A 26,707-nucleotide genomic window follows, 5' to 3' on the forward strand; every position below is an offset into this window, starting at 1 on the left:
GGTGCGCAGGCACCAATGAGACTTGGGAGGAAATCATGTCTAAATCCATCAAATTCACCTTTGGCGCGGTTGCCGCCGCAGGAATTGTACTGACTGCCGGTTCGGCTGCGCAGGCCGATACCTGGCGCTATGCCTTCGAGGAGGCAATGACCGATGTGCAGGGCATCTATGCCCAGAAATTCAAGGAAGAAATCGAGGCGAACTCGGATCACTAGGTCCAGCTGTTCCCTTATGGCACGCTGGGTGAATCCGCTGACATCATGGAGCAGGCTCAGGACGGTATCCTGCAGTTTGTCGATCAGTCACCTGGCTTCACCGGTTCGCTGATTCCCGAAGCGCAGGTGTTCTTCGTTCCCTATCTGCTGCCCACCGATCAGGAGCATCTGGCGCGTTTTTACAAGGAGAGCAAGGCAATCAACGGTATGTTCAAGCCGCTCTATGCCGATCAGGGGCTGGAGCTTTTGAACATGTTCCCCGAGGGCGAAGTGGCGATGACCACCAAGACTCCGGTCACCACTTGCTCCGACCTCAATGAAGTAAAATTCCGGGTGATGACCAACCCGCTATTGGTGGAAAGCTACAAAGCCTTTGGCGCCACCCCGACGCCGCTGCCATGGGGCGAGGTCTATGGCGGGCTGCAGACCAACGTGATCCAGGGGCAAGAGAACCCGACGTTTTTCCTCTATTCGACCAAGATTTACGAGGTTACGGACTACATCACCTACTCAGGTCACAACAATTTCACCACAGCAGTGATGGCCAATAAGGAATTCTATGACGGCCTCAGCGCGGAAGATCAGCAGGTGGTTCAGAACGCGGCACAGGCAGCCTATGACCACACCGTGATCTACCAGCAGCAGGCGGCGGAAACCGAGCTGGCCAAGATCATGGAAGCCAAGCCGGAGATGAAAGTGACTGTCCTCAGTGACGATCAGCGCAACTGCTTCAAGGAAGCGGCTACTGAGGTTGAGGCCAAGTTCATCGAGATGACTGGCGACAGCGGCGCTGCAATCCTTGCGCAGATGAAGGAAGACCTGGCGGCCACCGCCAACTGACGCCCAGAAAATGCAACCGCGGCAGGCTGGATCAGCCTTGCCTGCCGCCTGAAAGTATTTGAGGGGAACAATGACGACACACGAGGCCGCTCTGCCTGGATTTCTGGGCGTTCTGGACGCGGCAATCAGCCGGACCGAATCCTTTCTACTGGCGGCTGGCGTGCTTCTGATGGCCGCCAATACTGTGGCCAATGTGGTCGGACGTTTCCTGCTTGGCCACTCTATCTTCTTCTCAGAAGAGTTGAACCGCATCCTGATCATTTTAATCACTTTTGCTGGCATCAGTTACGCCGCCCGCCATGCCCGTCATATCCGAATGTCGGCGATCTATGACGCGCTGCCACCACGGGTCCGCAAGGTTTTGATGGTGGTTATCGCCCTGATCACCGCCGGGTTTATGTTCCTGCTTTGCTACTATTCGGTGAAATACATTGCAGCGCAGGCGTCGCGCGGCCGGGTGCTGCCTGCCTTGCAAGTCCCGGTCTGGATCATACTGGTCTGGGTGCCCGCAGGCTTTTTCATGACGGGCATGCAGTACCTGCTTACTGCCGTGCGCAACTTCACCTCCTCCGGCATCTATCTCTCGACCCACTTGCAAGAGGGGTACGAGAGCGCGGAAGAAATCGAGATCTGAGGGTAAATCCATGGCCGCTACAATTTTTCTGACCATGATTGCCCTGTTGCTTCTGGGCTTTCCAATGATGATCCCGCTGATTGCTGGCGCGTTCATCGGCTTTCTGATGATGTTCGGCGATCTGGCCCGGACCGAAACCATGGTGCAGCAGATGATGGCGGGCATCCGCCCCGCTTCGCTGATTGCAGTACCGATGTTCATCTTTGCCGCCGACATCATGACCCGCGGACAGTCGGCCGGGCGGCTAATCAATGTGGTGATGGCCTATATGGGCCACATCCGCGGTGGGTTGGCAATTTCCACAGCCGCCGCCTGCACCATGTTTGGTGCTGTATCAGGCTCTACTCAAGCCACTGTTGTGGCCATCGGTTCCCCGCTGCGTCCCCGAATGCTGAAGGCAGGGTATAAAGACAGTTTTGTGCTGGCGCTAATTGTGAATGCCAGCGACATTGCTTTCCTGATCCCGCCTTCCATCGGCATGATAATCTACGGCGTGGTTTCCAGCACCTCAATCGCCGAGCTGTTCATTGCGGGTATCGGCCCCGGTTTGCTGATCCTGCTGCTGTTTTCCATCTACGCCTACATCTATGCAGTGCGTAACAACGTCCCGACCGAACCCAAAGCAACCTGGAGCCAGCGGCTGCAGACAATGCGGCAGGCGCTGTGGACGATGGGGTTTCCGGTGATCATCATCGGTGGCATCTACGGCGGCGTGTTCAGCCCCACTGAGGCGGCGGCGGCCTGCGTGCTATATGCGCTGATCCTTGAGGTGGGCGTGTTCCGTTCCATGTCGCTGAGGGATGTTTATGACACCGCCAAATCCACCGGCTTAATCACAGCCATCGTGTTCATATTGGTGGGCGCGGGTGCGGCGTTTTCCTGGGTGATTTCCTTTGCGCAGGTGCCGCAGCAGATACTGGGCGCTATCGGTATTGCCGAGATGGGGGCGATCGGTGTGCTCTTTGTGATTTCCATAGCCTTTTTCATCGGCTGCATGTTTGTCGACCCAATCGTGGTGATCCTGGTGCTGGTGCCAGTCTTTGCCCCGGTGGTACAATCGGTGGGTATCGATCCTGTGCTTGTCGGAACCATCATCACCCTGCAGGTGGCTATCGGCTCAGCCACCCCGCCGTTCGGTTGCGATATCTTTACCGCCATCGCCGTATTCAAGCGCCCCTATGCCGAGGTGGTGCGCGGTACCCCCCCGTTCATCCTGATGCTGCTGGGGGTGTCGGTGGCACTGATCTTCTTCCCCCAGATTGCGCTGTTCCTGCGCGACCTGGCCTTTGCGAAGTAAGGAGCCCAGGCGATGTTCAAATCCATTCTGGTTCCCTTTGATGGCTCGCAAGGCGCCGAGGCCGCGTTGGTCAAGGCGGCGGAACTGGCGCAGCTCTGCGGGGCAGAGCTGACGCTGCTGACGGTCTACCGCCATCATTCGCTGCTGGAAGCCTCCATGCATATGGTGCGCCCTGACGAGCCCGCTGATCTGGACGATATCATGCGCAGCCACGCCAAAGAGGTTGCCGAGCGCGGCAAATCACTGGCGGTGGAAAGCGGCATTTCAGTACCGCGCGCGTTTGTCAAAGCCGGGCCGGTGGCCCGCACTATCACCGTGTTTGCAATAGAGCGCGGACATGATCTGATCGTAATCGGCAGCCGCGGTCTTGGCTCGCTGGAAGGGGTTCTTCTGGGCAGTGTCTCACACAAGTTGACGAGCCTGTCTGAAACTCCGGTTCTTGTTATTTAGGAGAGAAAATGGCCTTGGATATTCGCTCCACGCCCTCGCGCGTTCCCGCTGTGCTGGACGATCGCCCGGTCAAAAAAAGAATCGCCCTGGTGGCACTGGCGACAGACCACACATCAGAGCGCGACTTTGCCCGGATCTGCGACCCGGATCAGGTAGGCGTTTATACAAACCGGATAGCGTTTGAGAACCCGACCACCAAGGAAACGCTGTTGCGGACCGGCCCGCGGCTGAGTGAGGCCACAGCGCAAATCCTGCCTGATGAAGAGGTGGATGTCGTTGCCTACGGCTGCACCGCGGCCTCTATTGTCTTGGGAAATGATGCCGTCACCCGGTACCTGAATGCGGCCAAGCCGGATACACCCTGCGTCACCCCCAGTTCTGCCGCCTTCGATGCGTTTGAGGCGCTGGAAGTCAAGCGGGTCTCGGTGTTGACGCCCTACAGCCCCGAAGTGACGGATGAGCTGGCGCACTATTTCGCAGCACATGGACCTGAGGTAGTCAGCGCTACCTGTTTTGGACTGACCGACGACCGTCAAATGGCGCGGATTTCCGAGAACTGTATCATCGAGGCCGGGATTACGGCCTGCGATGACGGGGCAGATGCGCTATTCCTATCCTGTACCGCGTTGCGCGCCGCCACCTGCGTGCAGCGGATTGAGGACCGGTTGGGCAAGCCGGTCGTCAGTTCAAACCAAGCGATGGTCTGGCGCTGCCTGCGGCTGGCCGGGATCACGGATTCAGTACCGGGCTATGGCCGGCTTTTCGAACTCTAATCAGGCAAGACAGGTCCAATGACGAGCAATATTACCCTTCAGGACTGCTATCGGGCACAGGAGCGGATTGCCGGGCGCATCCGGCGAACAGCTCTGGTGGAGTCTCCTTCGCTCAGCAAACTGAGCGGCGGACAGATTTCCCTCAAGCTGGAAAGCACCCAGATCACCGGCAGTTTCAAGCTTCGCGGTGCCACCAATGCAGTCTTGTCTCTGACGGAAGCACAGCGCGCAGAGGGAGTCGTGGGCGTCTCCACTGGCAACCACGGGCGCGGGCTTGCCTATGCCGCCGCTCAGGCCGGAGTGCGCTGCATCATCTGCATGTCTGAATTAGTGCCGCAGAACAAGGTCGAAGGCATCAAATCCCACGGCGCCGAGGTACATATTGTGGGCCGATCGCAAGACGATGCGCAGGTCGAGGTCGACCGGCTGGTGGCCGAGGGCATGACCATGCTGCCGCCCTTTGATCACCGCGACGTCATCGCGGGACAGGGCACGGTTGCGCTGGAAATACTGGAACAGGCGCCGGATCTGGACACCGTGCTGGTGCCGCTGTCCGGCGGCGGGTTGATTTCAGGCGTGGGCTTGGTGCTGAAGTCGGCAAACCCGAAAATCCGAGTGATCGGCATCACCATGGAACGCGGCGCTGCGATGTATGAATGCCTTAAGGCGGGTAAGCCGGTTCTGGTTGAGGAAAAAGCAACGCTTGCAGATTCCCTGGGGGGTGGCATCGGGCTCGACAACACCTATACCTTTGAAATGACCAAGGCTTTTGTCGATGAGGTGGTGTTGGTCTCGGAAGTAGAAATCGCGGCTGCCATTCGCCACGCCTATCTCGAGGAACGTCAGATCATCGAAGGCTCTGGAAGTGTCGGCATCGCCGCTCTGCTCGCAGGTAAGATCAAGAACCCCGGCCATTGTGCTGCGCTGGTCAGCGGTCAAAACATCGACATGGGCTTGCACAAGCGCATCGTTGATGGGGAAAACGTCGATGTGGAAGCCGAAGCCAAGGGAGGCGCAGATGGCTGAAATCAAGATTCTGACCGAAGCGGAACTCCGCGATCTGGTGCCACTGGACGGTGACGCGGTAGATTGCGTCGAACAGGGTTTCACAACACTTGCCGGCGGTAAGGTTGTAATGCCCCCGATCTTGACCCTGCCGGTGCAGGACCACAACGGCGAGGTTTGCGTGAAAACCGCCTATGTGCCAGGGATCGACAGTTTTGCCATGAAAATGAGCCCGGGATTCTTCGACAACCCAAAGCTCGGACTGCCAAGCACAACCGGGCTGATGGTGGTGTTTTCCAGCCGGACAGGAATTCTTCAGTCGTTGCTTCTGGACAATGGATACCTCACGGACGTGCGCACCGCTGCAGCGGGGGCTGTAGCAGCACGCCACCTTGCGCGCGAAGACTCGACGCATGTATGCATTATTGGTGCCGGGGTGCAGTCGAAAATGCAGCTCAAGGCCATGACCTTGGTGCGCGGGATCAAAAGCGCTGTGATCTGGGCTCGGGACCCAGCCAAGGCCGAGGTCGCCGCTACCAGCCTGCGCAAGGAACTTGCGATCGAAGTCTCCGTCAGCACGGACGTGGCCCAGGCGATCGCTTCGGCGGACATTGTCGTGACGACAACGCCCGCAGTCGCGCCTGTAATCAAGGCAGAGTGGCTGCTGTCGGGGCAATTGGTTATCGCGATGGGTTCGGATCAGGAACACAAGTGTGAACTGGAGCCTACCTGCCTAGCAAAGGCAGACCTGTATGTTCCCGACAGCCAGGCGCAGTGCACCGTCAAGGGCGAGCTGCGCAGCGCCATCGAAGCCGGGCTGATCTCCGAGGGCCGCAGCTTTACCGAGTTGGGTGATGTCACTGCGGGCAAAGCCGCCGGGCGCCAGTCGGACAGTGATCTGATCATTGTCGACTTGACCGGTACCGGCGTTCAGGACACTGCCATTGCAACTCTTGCAGGCAACCGCGCGGATGCGGCGGGTGTCGGCGCCACTTTCACCAGTTAATCAATCAGGAACCACACATATGGCAAATCCCAAGCTGTATTTCTCCCGCGCTGAATACCAGGGGCGCCTGGAAAAAACCCGGGCCGAGATGGCCCGCCGCGGTCTTGATCTTCTGATCGTCACCGACCCGTCCAATATGAATTGGCTAACCGGATATGATGGCTGGTCCTTCTATGTGCATCAATGTGTGGTGCTGAGCATGGAAGGTGAGCCGATCTGGTACGGTCGCGGTCAGGATGCCAACGGTGCCCTGCGCACCTGTTTCATGGATCCTGCCAATATCATCGGGTACCCGGACCACTACGTGCAATCGACCGAGCGCCACCCAATGGATTACCTGTCGGCGCAACTGAAGGACCGAGGTCTGGACGGCGGCAATATCGGCGTCGAGATGGACAATTACTGGTTCACCGCCGCCGCCTATGCCTCACTACAGAAACATCTGCCCAATGCCCGCTTTGGCGATACCAACGCCTTGGTCAACTGGCAGCGCGCGGTGAAATCCGAAGCCGAACTCACCTATATGCGCCAGGCTGGCAAGATCGTAGAGCGGATGCATCAGCGGATTTTTGACAAGGTCGAGCCGGGCATGCGCAAATGCGATCTGGTGGCTGACATCTATGACGCGGCCCTGCGCTTTGACGCGGAGCTTGGCTTTGGCGGCGACTACCCGGCGATCGTGCCACTGCTGCCTTCGGGGCCGGATGCCGCCGCGCCGCATCTGACCTGGGACGATTTGCCGATGAAGTCTGGCGAAGGCACTTTCTTTGAAATCGCAGGCGTCGTGCATCGCTACCATTGCCCGTTGTCGCGCACCGTCTTCCTCGGCAGGCCGACGCAGACCTTTCTGGATGCGGAAAAGGCAGTTCTCGAAGGCATGGACGCAGGGTTGGAAATGGCCAAGGCGGGCAACACCTGCGAGGACATCGCCAACGCGTTCTTCAAGGTGCTTAAGAAGTACGGCATCGAGAAGGACAGCCGCACCGGTTACCCGATTGGCGTTTCCTACCCGCCGGATTGGGGTGAGCGCACAATGTCCCTGCGCCCCGGTGATACGACGGTGATGGAAGAGAACATGACCTTCCACTTCATGACCGGCCTCTGGATGGAAGACTGGGGATTCGAGATCACCGAAAGCATCCGCATCGGGGCGAATGGGCCGGAGTGTTTGTCCGATGTGCCGCGCAAACTGTTGGTGAAGGACTAATCCATGAAGCCAAACCCGATTTCCCCCACCATCCCCCTGGATCAGGATGGGGTGCACCACGGTTTCCTGAAACTGCCCTACAGCCGCGATGACAGCGCCTGGGGGTCGGTGATGATCCCGCTGACGGTGATCAAAAACGGAGAGGGGCCGACTGCGCTTTTGACGGGTGCCAATCACGGCGATGAATATGAAGGCCCGATTGCCCTGCATGAGCTGGCCGCAACCACCCGCGCCGAAGATGTGACCGGGCGGCTGATCATCGTGCCGGCGTTCAACTATCCGGCATTCCGCGCCGGCACCCGCACCTCCCCTATCGACAAGGGCAACATGAACCGGTCCTTTCCCGGCCGCCCGGACGGCACAGTGACCGAAAAGATCGCAGACTACTTTCAGCGCAAGCTTCTGCCGCTGGCGGATGTTGCTGTGGATTTCCACTCGGGTGGAAAAACGCTGGACTTCGTCCCCTTTGCGGCCGCGCATATCTTGGAAGACAAGGCCACGCAGGAGGCCTGCTTTGCCGCGATGAAAGCGTTCAACGCACCCTTTTCCGTTGAGCTATTGGAGATCGACAGTGCGGGCATGTATGACACCGCGGTCGAGGAGATGAGCAAGGTGCTGGTTACCACCGAGCTCGGCGGCGGCGGTTCGTCCACGGCGCGCAGCAATGCCATTGCCAAGAAGGGTCTGCGCAACGTGCTGATACATTTCGGAATTCTGCAGGGCGAGATGCAGATTGATGAGACGGTGAACCTGACGATGCCGGATGACGACTGCTTTTTGTTCAGCGAGAACGACGGGCTGTACGAGGCGATGGTGGATCTGGGCGCACCGGTCTCCAAGGGCGATCTGGTCGCCCGCGTCTGGCCACTGGACCGGACCGGGCGGCCGCCGCGGGAATACCGGGCCCGCCGAGACGGCCTGATGATCAGCCGCCATTTCCCCGGCCTGATCAAGTCCGGTGACTGCGTGGCGGTTGTCGGCGTCACCAGTGCCTGATAGGGCCAGTGCATGCAACTGGATCAGCGCGACCTCGACATTCTGCGTGTGCTCTCGACCGAGGGCCGCATCACCAAGGCCGCGCTGGCTGAGCGGATTGGCCTGTCGCCAACCCCCTGCTGGGACCGGCTGAAAAAGCTGGAACAGGCTGGGCTTATCGAAGGCTACGGCGCCCGAATCAACCTCAAGAAACTGGCGCCCCACGTGACCGTTTTCGTCGCAGCAGAGATTGCCGCTCACACCGCCGCCAGTTTCCGTGCTTTTGAAGCGGCCATGCGGCGATACAGCGAAGTGACTGCCTGCTGGGCGCTGGGGGGTGGATTTGACTACCTTTTGCAGATCGTTACCCGAGATATCGACGCTTATCAGCGGCTGATCGATGAGATGCTGGACGCCCGCATCGGCCTTAGCCGCTACTTCACCTATGTGGTGACCAAGCCCGTGAAAGGAGCGGGCGTGCCGCCGCTGGATATTCTGCTTGGCAACGACTGATTAAGCGCGAAAGCACCTGAGCGGCAGCTATTTATTCTGCGCGGCCATTCAACTTCAGTCACTTCCTCTGTTCTAAACCGTCAGTTTCCTCTGCAAGACGTGAGGAGGACAAACATGACGGAGACCGCTCTCTCTGCCCGTGCGGACATTGCCGACAAGGCCTTGGTGCGCTCATTTTCCTATATAAACGGCAGGTGGTGCGCAGCTGGCAACGGCGAAACCTTCCCGGTCAGCGATCCGGCGGATGGCGCAGAACTGGGGCATGTGGCGAGCCTATCAGCAGAAGAATCCTCTGCCGCAGTTGATGCGGCGCAGGGTGCATTTCCCACATGGGCAGGTTTGTTGCCGCAAAAGCGGGCCGCCATTCTGCGCCAGTGGTTTGAACTGCTGCTGGAACATAAGGACGACCTCGCCCGCATCATGGTGCTGGAACAGGGCAAACCCTTGTCCGAAGCACGCGGTGAAATCGAATACGGCGCGGCCTTTGTGGAATTCTACGCGGAAGAGGCCAAGCGTCCCAATATCGAAGGCGTCACCAGCCATCTGCCAGATGCCGAGGTGGAGCTGTGGCGCGAACCGGTGGGGGTGGCAGCGCTGATCACGCCATGGAACTTTCCCTCTGCCATGCTGACCCGCAAGGCAGCGGCGGCCCTGGCGGCAGGCTGCACGATAGTGGCCCATCCCTCAGGCGAAACCCCGTTCAGCGCCCTGGCATTGGCAGAACTCGCGGAACGCGCAGGCTTTCCGCCGGGTGTGTTCAATGTCGTGACCGGCAAGGCCGCGACCGTGGTGGAGCCCTGGACCCGCGACACCCGGGTGCGAGCGCTGTCCTTCACCGGCTCGACCAATATCGGCAAGCTGCTTTACCGGCAGTCCGCAGACTCCGTGAAACGGTTGGTGATGGAACTGGGCGGGCACGCGCCGGTGATCGTTTTCAAGGGCTGCGATCTGGACAAGGCCGTGGATGAGGCCATCAAGGCGAAATTTGCAACCTCCGGGCAGGACTGCCTTGGCGCGAACCGGATTTTCGTGGAGCGCCCGGTTTATGCTGAGTTCTGCGCGAGGTTCACCGAAGCTGCAAAGGCCCTGACAATCGGCAAGGGCATGGATGACTGTGATCTCGGCCCCTTGATAAACGAAAAGGCGGTGCAGAAGCAGGAAGAGCATGTCGCCGATGCACTGGCCAAAGGCGCCAGACTGACCTGCGGCGGCCAGCGGCACCCATTGGGGCCGCTTTTCTATGAACCCACTGTTCTTATTGATGTCCCCGCGGATGCGTTGATCATGTCCGAGGAGACATTCGGCCCCGTCGCCCCAATCACTGCTTTTGATACCGAAGAGGAGGCGGTCTGTCGCGCCAATGACAGCGAATACGGGTTGGTTGCCTATGTCCACAGCCACGATCCGCGCCGCATCTACCGGCTGAGCCGCGCACTGCAATACGGCATGGTGGCCGTGAACCGCACCAAGGTCACGGGTGCACCAATCCCCTTTGGCGGCACCAAACAATCCGGCCTTGGCCGCGAAGGCGCTCGGCTGGGAATGGAAGAATTCACCGAGATTAAATACGTTTGCCGCGACTGGGCCTGAGCCCCGCGCGGACGAGAAAGGAAGCTAAATGCTGAAGAATGATCAACTCGACCGGTGGGACCGCGAGAATTTTTTCCACCCATCGACCCATCTGGCCCAGCACGCCCGCGGTGAAAGCCCGAACAGGGTGATCCAGACCGCATCCGGCGTCTTCATCGAAGACCGTGACGGGAACAAGCTGTTGGATGCCTTTGCCGGCCTTTACTGTGTGAACGCTGGCTATGGCCGGCAAGAGATCGCAGAGGCAATTGGCGAACAAGCCAAGGAGCTTGCCTATTACCACTCGTATGTGGGCCACGGCACCGAGGCGTCGATCACCTTGTCGAAAATGATCCTCGACCGCGCGCCTGCGAACATGTCCAAGGTGTATTTTGGCCTCGGCGGCTCGGACGCGAATGAGACCAACGTCAAGCTGATCTGGTATTACAACAACATCCTTGGCCGCCCGGAGAAAAAGAAAATCATCTCCCGCTGGCGCGGCTATCACGGTTCGGGGCTGGTCACCGGTTCGTTGACCGGGCTGGAGCTGTTCCACAAGAAATTTGACCTGCCGATAGAGCAGGTCATCCATACCGAAGCACCCTATTATTACCGCCGCGAAGATCTGGGTCAGAGCGAGGAGCAGTTTGTGGCTCATTGCGCGGCTGAACTGGAAGCGCTAATCGAGCGCGAAGATGCGGACACCATCGCGGCATTCATCGGTGAGCCGGTTCTGGGTACTGGCGGTATCGTTCCGCCGCCTGCGGGTTACTGGGAGGCGATCCAGGCCGTACTGAAAAAATACGACATCCTGCTGGTCGCCGATGAAGTTGTCACCGGATTCGGTCGGCTCGGTGCCATGTTCGGCTCAGATCACTACGGGATCGAAGCGGACATCATCACCATCGCCAAGGGTCTTACATCAGCCTATGCGCCGCTTTCGGGTTCCATTGTCTCCGACAAGGTCTGGAAAGTGCTGGAACAGGGCACTGACGAAAATGGCCCGATCGGACACGGCTGGACCTACTCGGCGCATCCGATCGGCGCCGCCGCCGGTATTGCAAATCTCAAGCTGATCGATGAGTTGAATCTGGTCCAAAACGCTGGTGAGGTCGGAGCCTATCTGAACGCCGCCATGGCGGAGGCGCTGTCGTGTCATGCTCATGTTGGTGAAGTCCGCGGCGAAGGTATGTTGTGTGCGGTGGAATTCGTGAAGGACAAGGACAGCCGCATCTTCTTTGATGCTGCGGACAAGATCGGTCCGCGGATATCGGCTAAGCTGTTGGAGCAGGACAAGGTTATCGCCCGTGCAATGCCGCAGGGAGATATTCTGGGCTTTGCGCCGCCGTTCTGCTTGAGCCGCGCGGAAGCGGATCAAGTGGTCGCCGCAACAGCGCGAGCAGTTCAGACTGTTTTGGGCTGACATCATTTCACCGCTGCATAGCTGGGATCATCCACTTTTTGCATGGGATTCAGCCGACAGGCCTGTCGGCTGATTTTTCAAACCCATTCAACCAACGGTGGCACCTTGCGCTTCTCCTGGAAATGTTGGAACACCTGAAATCCGGTGTTGGATTAAGCACGGTGAATTCATGCAAAGTTTCGTATCACCATAAACGGAAGCGGCAAATGCTGCGGGCCGCACGAATGGCGGTAATACGAAAGCTGCACTGCGGCATTACTCGTTTGGATAAAGATCTCCTTTGGGCAGTCTACGGCAGAAGGCAAAGGTCAAATTAATCGACGTTAGGTCAGCAAGGCTGCCATTGAACACTTGCCCGGGGTTGGTTTTAGAACCAGAACCGCAGGACCAGCAGGATTCGGGGGAGTTTCAGAACGCAGCTTTCCATTGTTCAGTGTCCACAAACCAACGCTCCTCATAAATCTTTGCGTCGGTGAATTTGAACAACACGGCCAATTGGCTACCCTCAGGAACGCTGTCGCTCTTCCACTCAACAATCGAGATAACCTCGCCGGATTCGCCGATCTGTCGGATCGCAGTTATTGCAAACCCCGGTGGCAAAGCTGACCCAAGATTGTTTAATGAATTGCGAAACGCGCCTTTACCGGTCAGCACGTCATTCTGGCCCGGCATCGCAAAAATCATGTCTTCGGTGTAGTCCGCAATCAGTGTATCCCAATCACCACGGGCAACCGCGCCCCACCCGCTTTCAACGATTTCTGCATCACTTGATGGCTTTGTAACCAGCATTTTAAATCTCCGTTTGTTACTGTAGTCTCGCAACATTAGGGAGCGGGTGAACAGGGTGGTATCAGCCGAGTGCTCTATTTTGGCTACTGCGGCTGCAGTAAATGGTGTACTGCATTTAGATGAACACCCGACTGCAACCGCTCTCACTGGACGGTCATTGAGGTGAGTTTTGGAAAAACCCTCTGCGCAGGTTGAAAAGCTGAGCCCTCGGGAAGAGGAGATTGCAAAAGCATACTCCAACGGGGAAAGCTACAATCAGATTGCGGATCGGTTATTCATTGCGCCTTCAACTGTCCGGACACATTTGACAACCATTTATCGAAAACTTGGGGTTTCCTCAAAGCTGGAGTTGCACAAGTTTCTTGAGGAAATATCTCTGTGCTCGGAGGACGCGATCAGTCGTGGCACACCACTGCCTGACAAACCTTCAATAGCAGTACTGGCCTTCGACAATATGTCGGGAGACCCGGATCAGGAGTATTTCTCGGACGGAATTACCGACGACATCATTACGGCTTTGTCCCGCTCACCGTGGCTGTTCATTATCGCCCGGAATACAACATTTACTTACAAGGGCGAAAAGGTTGATGTGAAACGCGTCGCTGATGATCTGGGCGTAAGGTATGTACTCGAGGGCAGCGTGCGTCGATCGGGCGACCGGATCCGGGTGACGGCGCAACTGATTGATGGACTGTCCGGTGGGCATGTCTGGTCAGAGCGATATGATGGCTTGCTTGCCGATGTATTCGATCTTCAGGACGAGATTACAGGAAATGTTGTTGCGTCAATTCTGACTCGGGTACACCTGACTGCGGGCCAACCTATGGAAAAGCGCCTGCGCCCGGACCTGACAGTTTGGGAACTGACCATGCGCGCCTGGCATCTGCTCTATGATTTCGCGCCGGAGAGCTATGTCAAAGCCGAAGCATTGCTCGAACGGGCGCTGGAACGCGACCCCAACAGCGCTGAAGCCCACCTGGTTTACTCTGTGATCCTTTATCACAGTGTCATTCTGGGGTTTGCCGAGGACTCTTCGGCAGCTGCGACAAAAGCTTACGAGTTAGGCAGACGCGCAACGCGTTTGGGTGATCGAAACGAATATGCGCAATGGGCTCTCGGTCTCAGCTGTTTTGCCCTACGCCGCCATGAGGAAGCAGTAACCGCCTTGGAAAGAGCGGTAGAGCTCAATCCAAATTGTTCGGTTGCCCAAGGGTCACTGGGAACCGCACTGGGGCTGTTGAGTCGCGTGGACGAGGCTATTGTCAGTCAAGAAATCGCCATTAGGTCCAATCCGCGCGATCCCAGCATATTCTTTCGTTTTAGCGGTATGGCTTTGGCCCACTATTTGGCGGAGCGCTTCGATACGGCAATCGAGTGGGCTTCAAAAGCTGTTCACCTCATGCCTCAATGGTATTTCGGCCAATTCCTTCTTATTGCCAGCTACATGAGAGCAGGGCGGCAAGAGGACGCAAAGGCTGCTGTCGAAAGCTGTTACTCTGCCTTGCCCAACGCATCGGTTTCCGATTTTGATCGTATGCCACTGAAAGACGCCGCCGAGATGGAACGGATTAAAGATTGTCTGCGTGAGGCCGGATTGCGCGAGTAACCGATATTCGAGCACTGGGCAGCGAACAGCAGTGTCTTTCTCCTGGCGGGCACATACTGAGTTCAGAGCTCGCATGCGCAGCGAACGACTGGTTCGGTGAAGCTGCAACACGGCAAGGCTCGGTCCATTGAGTGTCCGCTCTGGGCCGAAGAGTTTCCACCGTGGAAAGCGAACGCGACAGGATACTTTGCTGATGGCTGAAAACCATTCTAACTGCAAAGCTTCGGTGATCCCGCGCTCCTGATTCCTCGGCCATAGAACATGTGGCGGACCCCGGCCCAGAAAGCTGCGGCTTCACACATGGGGCACGGCCTGGAAGATGAGTACATGACCGCTCTATTCAAATCTCGGTCATTGAGACGGCGCGCCGCGTCCCTGATCGCGGCCATTTCAGCGTGGCCCGTGGGGTCTTGATCCATGATGACCCTGCTCCATGATTGGCCAATAATGACATTATCGCGCACAATAACTGCACCAAACCCCTGATCTCCAAGTGCAATTGCGTACTGACGCATCTCGAAAGCGCGCTCCATGAATGTGGCGTCGCTGGGATCACTTGGTTGAGGTATCGCGGCGTCCGAACTCGTTGAAGTCTGGCCCACGACGGAGCTACTCAATCCGACTGTCAGTGCGCCAAAGCCTGATGCAGCGAGAAAGTCGCGCCTCGCGAAAACGAGTGCGCTCTGGTGGTCCTGCTCACGTTTTCTAATCTTGACCATTTTGCCGACATCCATGTGATGTATTCATCTCTGTCACCACCCTACCACGAGAATACCTTGATTTGTGGTCGGCCTAGTCCAAGCTGCCATCAACGCCTTTCACGTCTAATTCACCGCTTCAGCCTGCTGAATAGGTCTCAGCCCTCTACCGTGATCTTGAAGAAATCATGTCCGAGCGTGGCGTTGCGGTAGATCAAACGACGCTGAACCATTGGGTGACAAAAGCCGCGGATTCGGTGTCAACTCTTCGTTCAATCAGAAACTTCGCAACAGATCCCAACGTGGTGAGGGAGCAGTGCTGCTAACGGCCTATCTGGCGGCTTTGCAGGCAATGACCACGTCACACTAAGCGGATCGAGAAATTTTTTGAAAGCTTCTTGATTTGGAAAAAATGTGAGCGCATCTTCACTCCGTCTGAATGCCGCGACAGAAACGACGATTGGCGCGCGACGGCGCATTCAGCGCTGGAACCATTTCGAAATGGATCAAGAAAACGCTCCCAGCGCGGAGCCTCCATGTCTCAGGTTTGTCGCCGGGACAGCCGCAATACCTTCTTTTCTAAACCAATCCAAACCTGAACCTCGACGGTCGACAACACGTGCGGCACGGTTTCCCATTGGAAAAGAGACCGACGCGTTTCGACGGCGTTTTTTTCCCGATGCGACGGCAGCTGACTGGAACGACTGGCGCTGGCAGATGCGCGCCCGGATTCGCTCGGTTTCCGAGCTCGAACGTGTCTTCGATCTCAGTGCCGAGGAACGCCAGGCGGTCGGACGTCACGCGGGCGGACTGCCCGTGGGGATCACGCCCTATTACACCAGCCTCATGGGCCTCAGCGATCCGATGGAACCCCTCCGCCGCACCCATATCCCGGTGGGTCAGGAATACCTGCGCGCTCCAGGCGAGGCGGATGACCCCTTGGGCGAGGACCACGACACATCCGTGCCAGGACTCGTTCACCGGTATCCCGACCGGGTCCTCTTTCTGACAACAGGGACCTGTTCGACATATTGCCGCTATTGCACCCGCTCCCGCATGGTCGGGCAATCGGGCGGCGAGTACCAGTTCTCGACGCGTCAGTGGGAAAAGGCGCTCTGTTACATTGAGGCTCACCCGGAAATCCGCGACGTCCTTCTGTCCGGCGGTGATCCATTGACCATATCCGACGAGAAACTCGACTACCTTCTGGGCCGGCTGCACGCCATTCCACATGTCGAGTTTGTTCGCATGGGCACCAAAGTTCCAACCGTGCTCCCGATGCGGATCACCCGCGATCTGGTCCGGGTGTTGAAGAAGCACCACCCGCTCTGGCTGTCGATCCATGCGACCCACCCGAAAGAACTGACACCTGAAGTCACCGAAGCCTATGCGCGGTTGGCTGATGCGGGAATTCCACTTGGCTCGCAAACGGTTCTGCTGAAAGGCATCAATGACAGTGTTGAAACGATCAAAGCGCTTAATCACGGGCTGCTGAAACGCCGGGTGAAGCCCTACTACCTTTATCAGTGCGATCCGATCACCGGCTCTGCCCATTTCCGCACGCCTGTTTCGAAAGGTCTGGAGATCATCGCAGGATTGCGCGGGCACACCACCGGATATGCCGTCCCGCAATATGTGATCGACGCGCCTGATGGCGGTGGCAAGATTCCCTTGCTGCCCGACTATGTCGTGGGCCGCGACGGCGACGACCTGATCCTGCGCAACTTTGAAGGCAAGCACTATCGCTACCCCGACCCGCTCGAAGGCGGTACAGCAATTGGAGAGGGCGCGCCATGCTGATCGGCCTGACTTATGACCTACGCGACGATTATGCTGGTATGGGCCTGTCCGAGGAAGCGCTGGCCGAATTCGACAGTCCGCAGACGGTAGAGGCGCTGGAGGCCGCGCTTGCGCGCACCGGGCACCGCACAGACCGGATCGGCAATATTCGCGCGCTGGCCTCCCGGCTGGTGGCCGGGGATCGTTGGGATCTGGTGTTCAACATCGCCGAAGGGGTCTCGGGCCGCTCGCGCGAAGCTCAGGTCCCGGCGCTGTTGGAAGCCTACGACATTCCCTATACTTTCTCTGACCCGTTGACCCAGGCGCTTGGACTGGACAAGGCCATGGCGAAACGGATCGTGCACAATGCCGGCCTTCCGACCGCGCCCTTTGCCGTGTTTGACAGCACAGAAGACGTCGCGAACTCGGAATTGCCGTTCCCCCTGTTCCTCAAGCCGCTGGCCGAGGGAACCGGAAAGGGCTACGAAAACGCCTCCAAGGTTGTCGAAGCCCAAAACGCTGTCCGTGTCACGCAGGACCTGATCGCCCGCTTCGCACAGCCCGTTCTGGCCGAAACCTACCTTGCTGGGCGCGAGTTCACGGTTGGTATCCTTGGCAATGGCGCACAAGCGCGTGTCATCGCGGTGATGGAGGTCATGCTGCACGACCGTTCGGGCGATCAGATCTACAGCTTCCTGAACAAGGAACAGTGCGACACCCATGTCCTCTACGCCCTCGCCGATGATGCCGAGGCGCGCGAAGCAGGGCGTGTCGCGCTTGGCGCCTATCACGCGTTGCAGTGTCGCGACGCGGCACGAATAGACCTGCGATCCAATACCTCCGGTCAACCACAGTTTCTTGAAGTCAACACGCTGGCGGGCTTGCACCCAACACATTCAGATCTGCCGATCCTGTCGGGCAAGGCCGGGCTTTCCTACGATGATCTGATCGCTGGAATTGTAACGGCGGCGCTTTTGCGGATTGACCAACACCAGGAGGCGCAGCGCGTCACACTATGAAAGATTTGAATATCCCCGTCCTACTCGGGGCCACCGGGAACACACCGGATGAACGAGACACTGTGCGAACCGCGCTTGCGGTCCGCGATGCGCTGGTCTCCCTCGGGGCCAAGTCGTGGCTTTACATTTTGGATCAGGGCGCTGACTCTTTGGATGCGCTTGCCGCTGACCGACCTGATCTTGTCTTCAACCTCGTAGAGGCGATTGACGGGATCGCCAGCCCTGCAGCTGCCATCCCCAAGGGCCTTGCGCGTCGCGGCCTGCTCTTCACCGGCTGCGGCGGGGAGCCATCGTGGATCTGCCGGTCTAAGATTGCGCAGAAGGTACGAATGCGATCAGCCGGATTGCCGACACCGGCCTGGAGCCAGAACGGCGTATCTCTTGCGCGCGCGCGCAAGGTGATCGTCAAGTCGATCACCGAACACGCTTCGATCGGCATCAACCAGACCTCAGTTATGTCGGGTAGGCGCGCGGCGCAGATCATCGCCGAGAAGATGGCTCAAACGGGCGATCCCCATTTTGCCGAAACCTTTATCGATGGCCGCGAGTTCGCCCTGTCCCTGCTTGAAACTGACGAAGGCGTGCGTGTCCTGCCCCCGGCCGAGACACTCTTTCTGGGCTACGGGGATCATGCCCATCACATCGTCGACTACGACGCCAAGTGGGTCGAGGACAGCCACGGCTATCAGAACACCCCGCGGTGCTTTGATTTTCCAAGCACGGACGATGCACTGCTGCAAGAGCTGCAACGCCTAGCCCGCGCCTGCTGGGACCTGTTCGGCCTGTCGGGATATGCCCGCATCGACATTCGTGTCGATGATGCGGGACAACCCTGGATCCTTGAGGTCAATACCAACCCCTGTCTTGCTCCAGACGCTGGTTTTGTCGCCGCCGCCGCAGAGGCCGGCCTATGCTTTTATGACGTGATATCGGTGATCGTGTCGTCCGGTCTGCAGTCGTCCAAAAAGGCGGCCTGAGATGTTCCGCATACGAAAAGTCCCGGATACACGAGCACCAAATAATCGAAACGCCGTTGCCGAGGCTCAAGCCATCCTGCGGGCCCAGTTTCCCGGCATGGCTCCCGAAGACATCGACACACTTCCCGCGCGCCTCGCGGACCCGTTCACCCATCGGTTTGTCGCCGAATTGCTGGTGGCCGAGGACGCACGGTCCCATGTCCGCGCGGCGGCCGTGATGCTCTATGATCCCGAACTGGCGTTTGCCTTCCTCGACATGCTGGCGACAGAGCCTGGCGCGAAACCCGGTCGTGGCGCGGGTGGAGCGCTTTATGAGCGTGTGCGGCTTGAGGCGGCAGCACTCGGCGCTGAAGGCCTGTATTTTGAATGTCTGCCGGACGATCCCGAGCGCAGCCTTGATCCGACCGTCCGAGTACAGAATTCGGCGCGGCTAAAATTTTATGAACGGTTCGGCGCGCGCCCGATTGTCGGCACAGCCTATGAAACACCGCTTTCGCCTGAAGATGCCGACACGCCGCATCTCGTCTTCGACGGGCTGGGCCGGTTCGACCTGCCGGACGCCGCTAGGCTGCAAAACATCGTGCGCGCGATACTGGAACGGAAATACGGCACGCTCTGCCCGCCGGACTATGTGGCCGAGGTCGTGGGGTCGATCCACAAAGGAGCGTATGCGCTGCGCCCACCCCGCTATAAGGGGACGAGGACTGTCGCCACGCCCAACGACATGCGCCGACCCATTCCGCTGATCGTCAATGACCGGCACGACATCCATCACATCCGCGAGCGGGGTTATGTCGAAAGCCCGGTCCGGATCAACTCAATCCTCGATGACCTCGACGCAACGGGCCTGTTCGTCCGCTACGAGACCCGCCATTTCCCCGACCGGTGGATACGCGAAGTGCATGACGCCCGGTTGATCGATTACCTCAAGAGCGCATGCGCGGAAGCGCCGGAAAAGACCTCAATCTATCCTTATGTGTTCCCGGTGCGCAACGCGACGCGCCCCCCGAAAGAGCGATCGGTGCTGGCGGGCTATTGGTGCATCGACACATTCACACCCATCAACCGAAACGCCTGGCCCGCGGCGCGGCGCGCTGTCGATTGCACGCTGACCGCAACTGATGCAGTTCTGGGTGGCGCTCCGGCGGCCTATGCGCTTGTGCGTCCACCAGGTCATCATGCAGAACGCAAGACGTTTGGCGGGTTCTGCTATCTCTGCAACGGGGCTATCGCCGCCAGCTACCTTTCGCATTATGGCAAGGTCGCAATTCTCGACATTGATTATCACCACGGCAATGGCCAGCAGGACATCTTCTACAAGCGCGCCGATGTGCTGACAGTTTCCATCCACGGCGACCCGAGCTTTGCCTACCCCTATTTCACCGGGTTTCGAGACGAGACCGGGCTCGGAGCGGGTGCAGGCTATAACCTCAACATTCCGCTGCCTGAAACTGTATCCCCGGCGAAGTATCTCCTGGCCTTGGATCAGGCGCTGGCACGGATCGCGGAGTTTTGCCCCGATTATCTTGTTGTATCGCTGGGATTTGACACGGGCCGTGGCGACCCGACCGGAACCTGGTCCAACCGCCCCGAGGATTTTCGCCGCATCGGCGCGCGGATTGCGCAGCAAGGATATCCGACGGTACTGGTTCAAGAAGGTGGATATCGGATCCGGACACTCGGCCCGAACGCACGAGCCTTTTTCGAAAGCTTCGCGAGCGGGCTTAATTCGAAGCGGCATTCGGTTGGAAAGTGGTCACAAGCAAAATCCAATCATATGCCGCGACGATGGCGCACTGTGGTCAGACCCGACGACCCGGCACAAATCAGCGCTCTTGTCGCCGCAACGGATCGGTTTTCGGCCGAGGAAATCGCGATTGCAAAAGAACTGGCGGAAGAGCGCATCGCGCGGGGCCGTGCATCTGGGTACCATTTCCTTTTTGCCAGCCGAGGCGACCGTTTAGAGGGATTTGCCTGCTATGGCATGATCCCCGGCTCGGAGACGAGCTGGGATCTCTATTGGATCGCAGTTCAGCCCGAACTACAGGGCAAGGGTTTGGGCGCCGAGATATTGCATCGCATAGAGACCGCCATTGACCGCGCCGAAGGCCGCCAGGTCTTCATCGACACCTCGTCCAGCCCGGCCTACGCAAGCACACGCGCTTTCTATCTGCGCCAGGGCTATCACCTTGCTGCTGAATTGGACGATTTCTACCGGGAAGGCGACGGCAAGGCAATCTACGCAAAGGTTCTGTCAGTGTGACCGTGGCAAAGCCCGCCATTCGTCCTATAGAAATAGGGCCGCAGCGTTTTCGCTGTTGTGCCGATCATGGCTGGAGAGGTTCGTGAACAAGCCTCAGCACTCAAACTGGATGCACGAGCGACGGAAGCCACATGTCCCGCCATTTGGGAAAAATACTACATTGTCCATCCTGCGGATTTGGAAAACGTTCTTCGCCAAATCCAGGCCAATCATGCTAATATCTTCCATAGACGCTTCCATTCAGGTTGTTTGCAAACCCACAATGGCACACCGAGGCCAGCGGGGGCGTCTACACCTTCAGAACCTGATGGCACAGCATTGTTCACCTGCTTTAACCTGGAAAACGATCGTGCGGGGTCGATCAATGCGACATTGACCAAAGTCGACACGCTTCCGGCCAAATTCGAGGCCCAGAAATATAGATCCATTCGCTGAACGCTTTACGTCAGAAATTTTCGCGAGAAATCGTGGACGGGCAGTAATTTGTTGTTGGTGAAAAATTTGACAAAATGAGTTATCTGTTAGTCAGGGTTTTGGGTTTTGGGAGGGGCGAGTGCACTTTGGGCTGGAGAAAATAGGTGAGATCCGAGGAGCACGTCATCTTCTTTCATTATGCCTTCTGATCCTCATTACCGGTTGCTTCGAGAAAGAAGCGGAAGAATCGACCCCCACTGCGCCGAAGGTTGTCGTCGCCCAGGCAACGACAGAAGAGGTGCCGCTTTATCTTGAGTTAACCGGTCGTACAGAGTCACCCAACACAGTTTCCGTGCGGTCGCGCGTCGATGGTCACGTTGAAGCCCGTCCTTTCAAAGAGGGTACAGATATCGTCAAAGGCGATACCCTGTTCGTAATTGACCAACGTCCTTACGAAGCCGAGCTCAAGCGCCACAAGGGCGAACGAGACAAAAGCCAGGCTGGCTTCGATTTTGCGCAGAGGGAAAAGGAACGGTATTCCGCGTTGGCAAGTGATGGAACCATTGCGCAGGAGAAATTGGACCGGTCAACCACCGACGCGGCCCAAGCCAAAGGTGATCTCGACAGCAGCCAGGGCGCGGTGGAATCGGCACAGGTCAACCTTGATTATGCTACGGTTTCTGCTCCGATCACTGGGCGTATCGGACGCGTTTATCAGGATGTCGGCAACGTCGTTTCGGCAAATGTCACCGTCCTGACCGAACTGGTCCAAATGGATCCGCTGTTTGTCTATGTAAGCCCAAGCGAAACGCAATTTCTGGAGCTGGAAAAATACAGATCGGCAAATCCGGATCTGAAGGTGGCGATAACGCTGGTTGATGGCAGCGTACACCCGCACCCTGGCGCTCTTGATTTTTTGGAACCGGGCATTGATCCCACGACCGGTACCATTGCCGTGCGTGCCGTGTTTCCCAATCCCGAAAAAACGCTCCGCCCCGGTCAATATGCCAGAGTGAACATCCAGCTGGCCGAGCAGGCGGGCCAGATAACAGTGCCCTCTGAAGCTGTTGCACAAGATCAAGCCGGTTTCTTTGTTTTTGTTGTCGACAAAACTGACAAGGCCGAAATGCGCCGGGTTACTGTTGGCCGTGACTACGAAGGTCGCCGTATCATAGAGACGGGGCTCAAGGACGGTGAAGTGGTCCTCGTGCAGGGGCAACAACGTGTCCGTTCAGGACAGGCTGTTGATGTAAAAAAGCCATCTGCGGACTCGGGTGCTGACAAGGCTGATGGCTGAATGCTGAGCCGGTTCTTCATCTTCAGGCCCGTCTTCGCTTCAGTTATCGCGTTGGTTATTGTGATTGCCGGGTTGATCTCGATCCCGCTGCTTCCCGTTGGTGAGTTCCCGGAAGTCGTGCCTCCAACGGTTGTCGTCAGCGCCACCTATACCGGCGGCAGCGCCGAAGTCGTGGAAGAGGCGGTGACCATTCCCCTCGAAGAGCAGATCAACGGTGTCGAGGGCATGGTTTACATGGCGTCCACCAGCTCCAACGACGGTACCTCGAACATAACGGTCACATTCGAGGAAGATTACGATCTCAGTATCGCAGCCGTGGACACTCAGAACAGAGTATCCACGGCGATGGCGCAACTCCCGGACGAGGTGGTCGCGTCTGGCGTGACCGTCACAAAGGAGTCGGTTGACCTGATCATGGGGGTTAACCTGATTTCGCCGAACGGCCAATTCGACGAACTCTTCATCTCAAACTACGCGGACATTCACATCACGGATCGCCTCAAACGTATTCCGGGTGTTGGCACGGTTATGGTTTGGGGTGAGCGGGTCTATGCAATGCGGATTTGGCTTGATCCCGAAAAGATGGCAAGCCTCGGCTTGACAACCTCAGACGTGTATGACGCGATCACCGAGCAAAACCAGCAGGTCGCCGCCGGTTCGTTGGGCGCGCCACCGAACCGCAACAGCCAGAAGTTTCAACTGACGCTGACTGCAAAGGGAAGGCTGCAAAGCAAGGAAGAATTTGAGGATATCGTTCTGGGCATCGGCGGTGACAGTGCTGTCATCAGGCTTAAGGACGTGGCGCGGGTGGAACTGGGCGCCGAGGACTATTCGTTCAACTCGACCTTGGATAGCGGCCCGACGGTGGGCCTTGGTGTTATGCAACTTCCGGGGGCCAACGCCCTGCAACTGGCATCGCAGGTTCGCGAAACCATGGCGGAACTGTCACAGGATTTCCCTGAAGGCCTTGAATATACGGTTATCTACGACACAACGAACTTCGATCGAGAAGCCATTCGGGATGTTCTCTTCACACTTGGACAGGCCATTCTGCTTGTCGTTTTTGTCATCGTCATCTTCCTGCCCAACCTGCGGGCGGCGCTAATCCCGGTGATAACAATTCCGGTTTGTCTGATCGGCACTTTCGCTTTGATGTACGCTCTGGGCTTTTCAATCAACCTGCTGACGTTGTTCGGTCTTGTGCTGGCGGTTGGTCTGGTTGTCGATGACGCAATTGTCGTGGTCGAGAACGTATCGAGGCATATAGAAAACGGTGAGACGGATGCCAGGGTTGCCGCGCGCCGCGCGATGGACGAAGTTACCAGCCCGATTGTGGCCACTTCGCTGGTTCTGATGGCCGTTTTCATACCTGTCGCCCTGATGCCCGGGCTTACCGGTAAGTTATACCAGCAGTTCGCCCTGACCATTGCCTCGGCCGTTGCCATTTCGGCGATCAACGCCCTGACGCTCAGCCCGGCCTTGTGTGGTTTGTTGCTGGGCGGGGCACGGCCAAAGGCAAAGATAATCCAAAAATTCGACGCTGGGTTTGCCTGGTTCACGCGGCGTTATGAGGCGGTGGTTGGCTGGTTCATCCGGGTCTGGCAACCTGTGGCCCTGGGCTTTGCGGCATTACTGGCGGGAACTGTCTACATGTTTACCGTTGTGCCTGTGGGTTTTATCCCAAACGAAGATCAGGGTTATTTCATCATCAGTTTGGAAACTCCGGAAGGCACCGCGTTGGGTCAGACCCAAAAGGTTATGGATGAGGCTTACGAAATTCTGCATGATCTGCCGGGGGTCAAAGGCGTCATTACCTTCACTGGCTTCAGCATCTTGACGAACACTTCAGCGCCCAACCAGGGTAACCTGTTCGCAGTTCTCGAGTCCTGGGACAAGAGGAAGGGATCCGGTGAGAGCGTAGCGGCGCTCATAGCCAAGGCGCAGGCACAATTTGACGAAATTCCGGGTGGAATACTTACCACATTCAACCCACCCCCCATCTTCGGCCTTTCGCCAACCGGTGGTTTTCAATTCGAACTGCAGGACACAACCGGCGGCTCGCTGCAGGACTTGGAGCAGCTGACTCGGGAAATGGTTGCGGCTGGAAATGCCCGGCCTGAATTGTCTGGCCTGTACAGCCCGTTTTCCGCCAGCACTCCGCAGCTGCATATCGAGCTTGACCGCACCAAGGCTCTGACCGAGGGCATTTCGATTGGTGATGTATTTGATGCGCTGCAAACGTTTTTGGGCGGCGTCTACGTCAACGATTTCAACGTCTACGGCAGAGTGTACAAAGTCTACCTGCAAGCCGATGTAGATGCCCGGCAAGCCGAAGAAGACATTGGTCGGCTCTACGTGCGCAACGACAAGGGCAGCATGGTGCCGTTGAGTGCTTTGGTAAAGTTGCAGCCCCAGATCGGCGCGCGCACCATCAATCACTACAACCTGTTCCGTTCGACCAGTATCAGTGGTGCTGCAGGCGAAGGACACAGTTCCAGTCAGGCGATCACGGCCATGAACACTTTGGCGAAACAAACGCTTCCAAGGGGGTATACCTTCGAGTGGACTGGTAATGCGTATCAAGAAATCAAGGCTGGGAACGTGGCTCCGATCCTTTTCGCGCTGGCCGTCGTATTCGCCTTTCTGTTTCTGGCCGCCCAGTATGAAAGCTTCGTTATGCCCTTCATGGTTTTGCTGGCGGTTCCTCTCGCGATATTCGGGGCCCTGGTTGCGCAATGGCTGCGCGGCTATGACAACAACATCTATTGTCAGATCGGACTGGTCATGTTGATCGGTCTCGCAAGTAAAGGTGCCATCCTGATCGTCGAGTTCGCCAGACGTCGTCGCATGGAGGGTCTTTCGGTTGAGGACTCGGCAATGGAGGCAGCGCGTATCCGAATAAGGCCATTGTTGATGACCGCGTTTGCTTTCATCCTGGGCGTTGTGCCGCTGGTCATTGCCAGCGGTGCGGGATCTGCGGCCCGAAGATCCCTTGGAACGGCTGTCTTTGGCGGGATGATTGTCGCGACAGCACTTAGCCTCGTGCTTGTACCGGTGTTGTACGTAGTCATTGAGCGGCTACGAGAGCGTTTAACAAAAAGTCGCTCGATCTCCTATTGAAACCGTAGATTCAGGTTGCGCGAAAAACGATTAGCGCTCTTAGTTATTGGGGCGCTGTTTATGTTGTGAAGGTTGGGTCACGACAGTCGAGGTTACGAGTTCACATACCGCAATTTAGCTTAGTCAACTTATCGGCGGGAAAGCAATCCACTTGACCTTCCCCCGCGATTAGGGCCGGTTTGATCTGGAATCTTCCGTTTGGGTTTTAGTGTTGAGCGGCAGCGCGGAGACCGCAAGAGTCACAAGCAAGGGGCTCATATCTGGTGCGGCACGCACACCAGAAGCGGATGAGGTGGGTGGCTCCTGCTCCACCGGCATCAAATGTGCCGAAGTGCAGTTATCACCGACTGCTAGGAAAGGAGCCACCCAATGATAGTAAAGACCGTAGGCCTGGATCTGGCCAAGGATGTTTTTCAAGTTCACGGCATTTCAGAGAACGGCCGCGTGATTTTCAACAAAGCCATCAAACGCGCAAAGCTGCTCCGCTTCTTTGAGACGCTTCCACCCTGCAGGGTCGGGATGGAAGCCTGCGGCTCGTCTCATCACTGGGGTCGCCAGCTGCGCAAATTGGGGCACGACGTGAAGCTCATGCCCGCCGGATACGTCAAACCCTACGTGAAACGCGGCAAGAACGACGCCGTTGATGCTGAGGCAATCTGCGAAGCGGTCCGTCGGCCAACCATGCGGTTTGTCGAGATCAAGACGGAAGAGCAGCAAGCCATTCTCTCAATCCACCGGACTCGCGATCTGGCCGTCCGGCAACGCACTCAACTGGCCAACATGATCCGTAGCTTGTTGCGTGAGTTTGGGCACATCCTGCCGATCGGAATTGAAGCGG

22 protein-coding genes and 2 pseudogenes are annotated in these 26,707 nt (G+C 57.6%); 22 read left to right on the top strand and 2 right to left on the bottom strand.

Annotated features, from left to right (window positions below; translation table 11 throughout):
- The first annotated feature begins 35 nt into the window (after nucleotides 1–35).
- The 12 genes and pseudogenes from ACR0AO_RS22610 to ACR0AO_RS22665 all read left to right on the top strand — a co-directional run bounded on the left by ACR0AO_RS22610 (nucleotide 36) and on the right by ACR0AO_RS22665 (nucleotide 11,907).
- Nucleotides 36–1,055 (top strand): annotated as a pseudogene (locus ACR0AO_RS22610) (TRAP transporter substrate-binding protein).
- Nucleotides 1,056–1,125: 70 nt separating this feature from the next.
- Nucleotides 1,126–1,689 carry a TRAP transporter small permease gene (locus ACR0AO_RS22615; RefSeq protein WP_480608747.1) on the top strand — a complete coding sequence of 188 codons (564 nt, stop codon included), beginning with the start codon at nucleotides 1,126–1,128 and terminating at the stop codon, nucleotides 1,687–1,689.
- 10 nt (nucleotides 1,690–1,699) lie between these two features.
- Complete coding sequence (locus ACR0AO_RS22620; RefSeq protein ID WP_480608749.1) at nucleotides 1,700–2,986, top strand: TRAP transporter large permease; 1,287 nt, start codon at nucleotides 1,700–1,702, stop codon at nucleotides 2,984–2,986.
- 12 nt (nucleotides 2,987–2,998) lie between these two features.
- On the top strand, nucleotides 2,999–3,436 hold the full coding sequence (locus ACR0AO_RS22625) for a universal stress protein (protein WP_480608751.1): 438 nt from the start codon (nucleotides 2,999–3,001) through the stop codon (nucleotides 3,434–3,436).
- 8 nt (nucleotides 3,437–3,444) lie between these two features.
- Nucleotides 3,445–4,209 carry an ectoine utilization protein EutA gene (eutA, locus tag ACR0AO_RS22630; RefSeq protein WP_480608753.1) on the top strand — a complete coding sequence of 255 codons (765 nt, stop codon included), beginning with the start codon at nucleotides 3,445–3,447 and terminating at the stop codon, nucleotides 4,207–4,209.
- An 18-nt stretch (nucleotides 4,210–4,227) separates the two neighbouring features.
- Nucleotides 4,228–5,235: a hydroxyectoine utilization dehydratase EutB gene (gene eutB, locus ACR0AO_RS22635; protein WP_480608755.1), complete on the top strand. Its 1,008-nt coding sequence runs from the start codon at nucleotides 4,228–4,230 to the stop codon at nucleotides 5,233–5,235.
- The gene (gene eutC, locus ACR0AO_RS22640) at nucleotides 5,228–6,220 is read left to right on the top strand and encodes an ectoine utilization protein EutC (protein WP_480608757.1); all 993 of its coding nucleotides are present in this window, start codon (nucleotides 5,228–5,230) and stop codon (nucleotides 6,218–6,220) included. The genes eutB and eutC overlap by 8 nt, the downstream gene beginning before the upstream one ends.
- A 19-nt stretch (nucleotides 6,221–6,239) precedes the next feature.
- On the top strand, nucleotides 6,240–7,427 hold the full coding sequence (gene doeA / locus ACR0AO_RS22645; protein WP_480608759.1) for an ectoine hydrolase DoeA: 1,188 nt from the start codon (nucleotides 6,240–6,242) through the stop codon (nucleotides 7,425–7,427).
- A 3-nt stretch (nucleotides 7,428–7,430) separates the two neighbouring features.
- A complete protein-coding gene (gene doeB, locus ACR0AO_RS22650) occupies nucleotides 7,431–8,423 on the top strand; it encodes a N(2)-acetyl-L-2,4-diaminobutanoate deacetylase DoeB (RefSeq protein WP_480608761.1) in 993 nt (330 codons plus the stop codon).
- 12 nt (nucleotides 8,424–8,435) lie between these two features.
- Nucleotides 8,436–8,915, top strand: a complete 480-nt coding sequence (locus ACR0AO_RS22655; RefSeq protein WP_480608762.1) for an Lrp/AsnC family transcriptional regulator — start codon at nucleotides 8,436–8,438, stop codon at nucleotides 8,913–8,915.
- 114 nt (nucleotides 8,916–9,029) lie between these two features.
- A complete protein-coding gene (locus ACR0AO_RS22660; RefSeq protein ID WP_480608764.1) occupies nucleotides 9,030–10,505 on the top strand; it encodes an NAD-dependent succinate-semialdehyde dehydrogenase in 1,476 nt (491 codons plus the stop codon).
- A 28-nt stretch (nucleotides 10,506–10,533) separates the two neighbouring features.
- Nucleotides 10,534–11,907, top strand: coding sequence for an aminotransferase (locus ACR0AO_RS22665; protein ID WP_480608766.1), 1,374 nt, complete (start codon nucleotides 10,534–10,536; stop codon nucleotides 11,905–11,907).
- A 408-nt stretch (nucleotides 11,908–12,315) separates the two neighbouring features.
- On the opposite strand, the gene ACR0AO_RS22670 is transcribed toward ACR0AO_RS22665, so the two are convergent.
- On the bottom strand, nucleotides 12,316–12,696 hold the full coding sequence (locus tag ACR0AO_RS22670) for a nuclear transport factor 2 family protein (protein WP_480608768.1): 381 nt from the start codon (nucleotides 12,694–12,696) through the stop codon (nucleotides 12,316–12,318).
- A gap of 169 nt (nucleotides 12,697–12,865) precedes the next feature.
- Here ACR0AO_RS22670 and ACR0AO_RS22675 point away from each other — a divergent pair, with 169 nt between their 5' ends.
- A complete protein-coding gene (locus ACR0AO_RS22675) occupies nucleotides 12,866–14,302 on the top strand; it encodes a tetratricopeptide repeat protein (RefSeq protein ID WP_480608770.1) in 1,437 nt (478 codons plus the stop codon).
- A gap of 209 nt (nucleotides 14,303–14,511) precedes the next feature.
- On the opposite strand, the gene ACR0AO_RS22680 is transcribed toward ACR0AO_RS22675, so the two are convergent.
- On the bottom strand, nucleotides 14,512–15,036 hold the full coding sequence (locus tag ACR0AO_RS22680; protein WP_480608772.1) for a nucleoside deaminase: 525 nt from the start codon (nucleotides 15,034–15,036) through the stop codon (nucleotides 14,512–14,514).
- Between the two features lie 131 nt (nucleotides 15,037–15,167).
- Between ACR0AO_RS22680 and ACR0AO_RS22685 the strand changes: the two are divergent.
- From ACR0AO_RS22685 to ACR0AO_RS22725, 9 genes and pseudogenes are all read left to right on the top strand, one after another.
- A pseudogene (locus tag ACR0AO_RS22685) lies at nucleotides 15,168–15,252 on the top strand (IS6 family transposase); the annotation flags it as partial.
- Between the two features lie 249 nt (nucleotides 15,253–15,501).
- Nucleotides 15,502–16,800 carry a KamA family radical SAM protein gene (locus tag ACR0AO_RS22690; RefSeq protein ID WP_480608787.1) on the top strand — a complete coding sequence of 433 codons (1,299 nt, stop codon included), beginning with the start codon at nucleotides 15,502–15,504 and terminating at the stop codon, nucleotides 16,798–16,800.
- On the top strand, nucleotides 16,794–17,798 hold the full coding sequence (locus ACR0AO_RS22695) for a D-alanine--D-alanine ligase family protein (RefSeq protein WP_480608774.1): 1,005 nt from the start codon (nucleotides 16,794–16,796) through the stop codon (nucleotides 17,796–17,798). The genes ACR0AO_RS22690 and ACR0AO_RS22695 overlap by 7 nt, the downstream gene beginning before the upstream one ends.
- A 62-nt stretch (nucleotides 17,799–17,860) precedes the next feature.
- Complete coding sequence (locus tag ACR0AO_RS22700) at nucleotides 17,861–18,775, top strand: D-alanine--D-alanine ligase family protein (protein WP_480608776.1); 915 nt, start codon at nucleotides 17,861–17,863, stop codon at nucleotides 18,773–18,775.
- 1 nt (nucleotide 18,776) lies between these two features.
- Complete coding sequence (locus ACR0AO_RS22705) at nucleotides 18,777–21,038, top strand: GNAT family N-acetyltransferase (RefSeq protein ID WP_480608777.1); 2,262 nt, start codon at nucleotides 18,777–18,779, stop codon at nucleotides 21,036–21,038.
- A 66-nt stretch (nucleotides 21,039–21,104) separates the two neighbouring features.
- The gene (locus ACR0AO_RS22710) at nucleotides 21,105–21,473 is read left to right on the top strand and encodes a hypothetical protein (RefSeq protein WP_480608779.1); all 369 of its coding nucleotides are present in this window, start codon (nucleotides 21,105–21,107) and stop codon (nucleotides 21,471–21,473) included.
- A gap of 118 nt (nucleotides 21,474–21,591) precedes the next feature.
- A complete protein-coding gene (locus ACR0AO_RS22715; protein WP_480608781.1) occupies nucleotides 21,592–22,749 on the top strand; it encodes an efflux RND transporter periplasmic adaptor subunit in 1,158 nt (385 codons plus the stop codon).
- Nucleotides 22,750–25,869: an efflux RND transporter permease subunit gene (locus ACR0AO_RS22720; protein ID WP_480608783.1), complete on the top strand. Its 3,120-nt coding sequence runs from the start codon at nucleotides 22,750–22,752 to the stop codon at nucleotides 25,867–25,869.
- Between the two features lie 369 nt (nucleotides 25,870–26,238).
- Nucleotides 26,239–26,707: IS110 family RNA-guided transposase (locus ACR0AO_RS22725; protein ID WP_480608784.1), on the top strand; the 469-nt coding region annotated here is incomplete at its 3' end.

The sequence above is a fragment of the Ruegeria sp. AF8 genome (assembly GCF_056541825.1).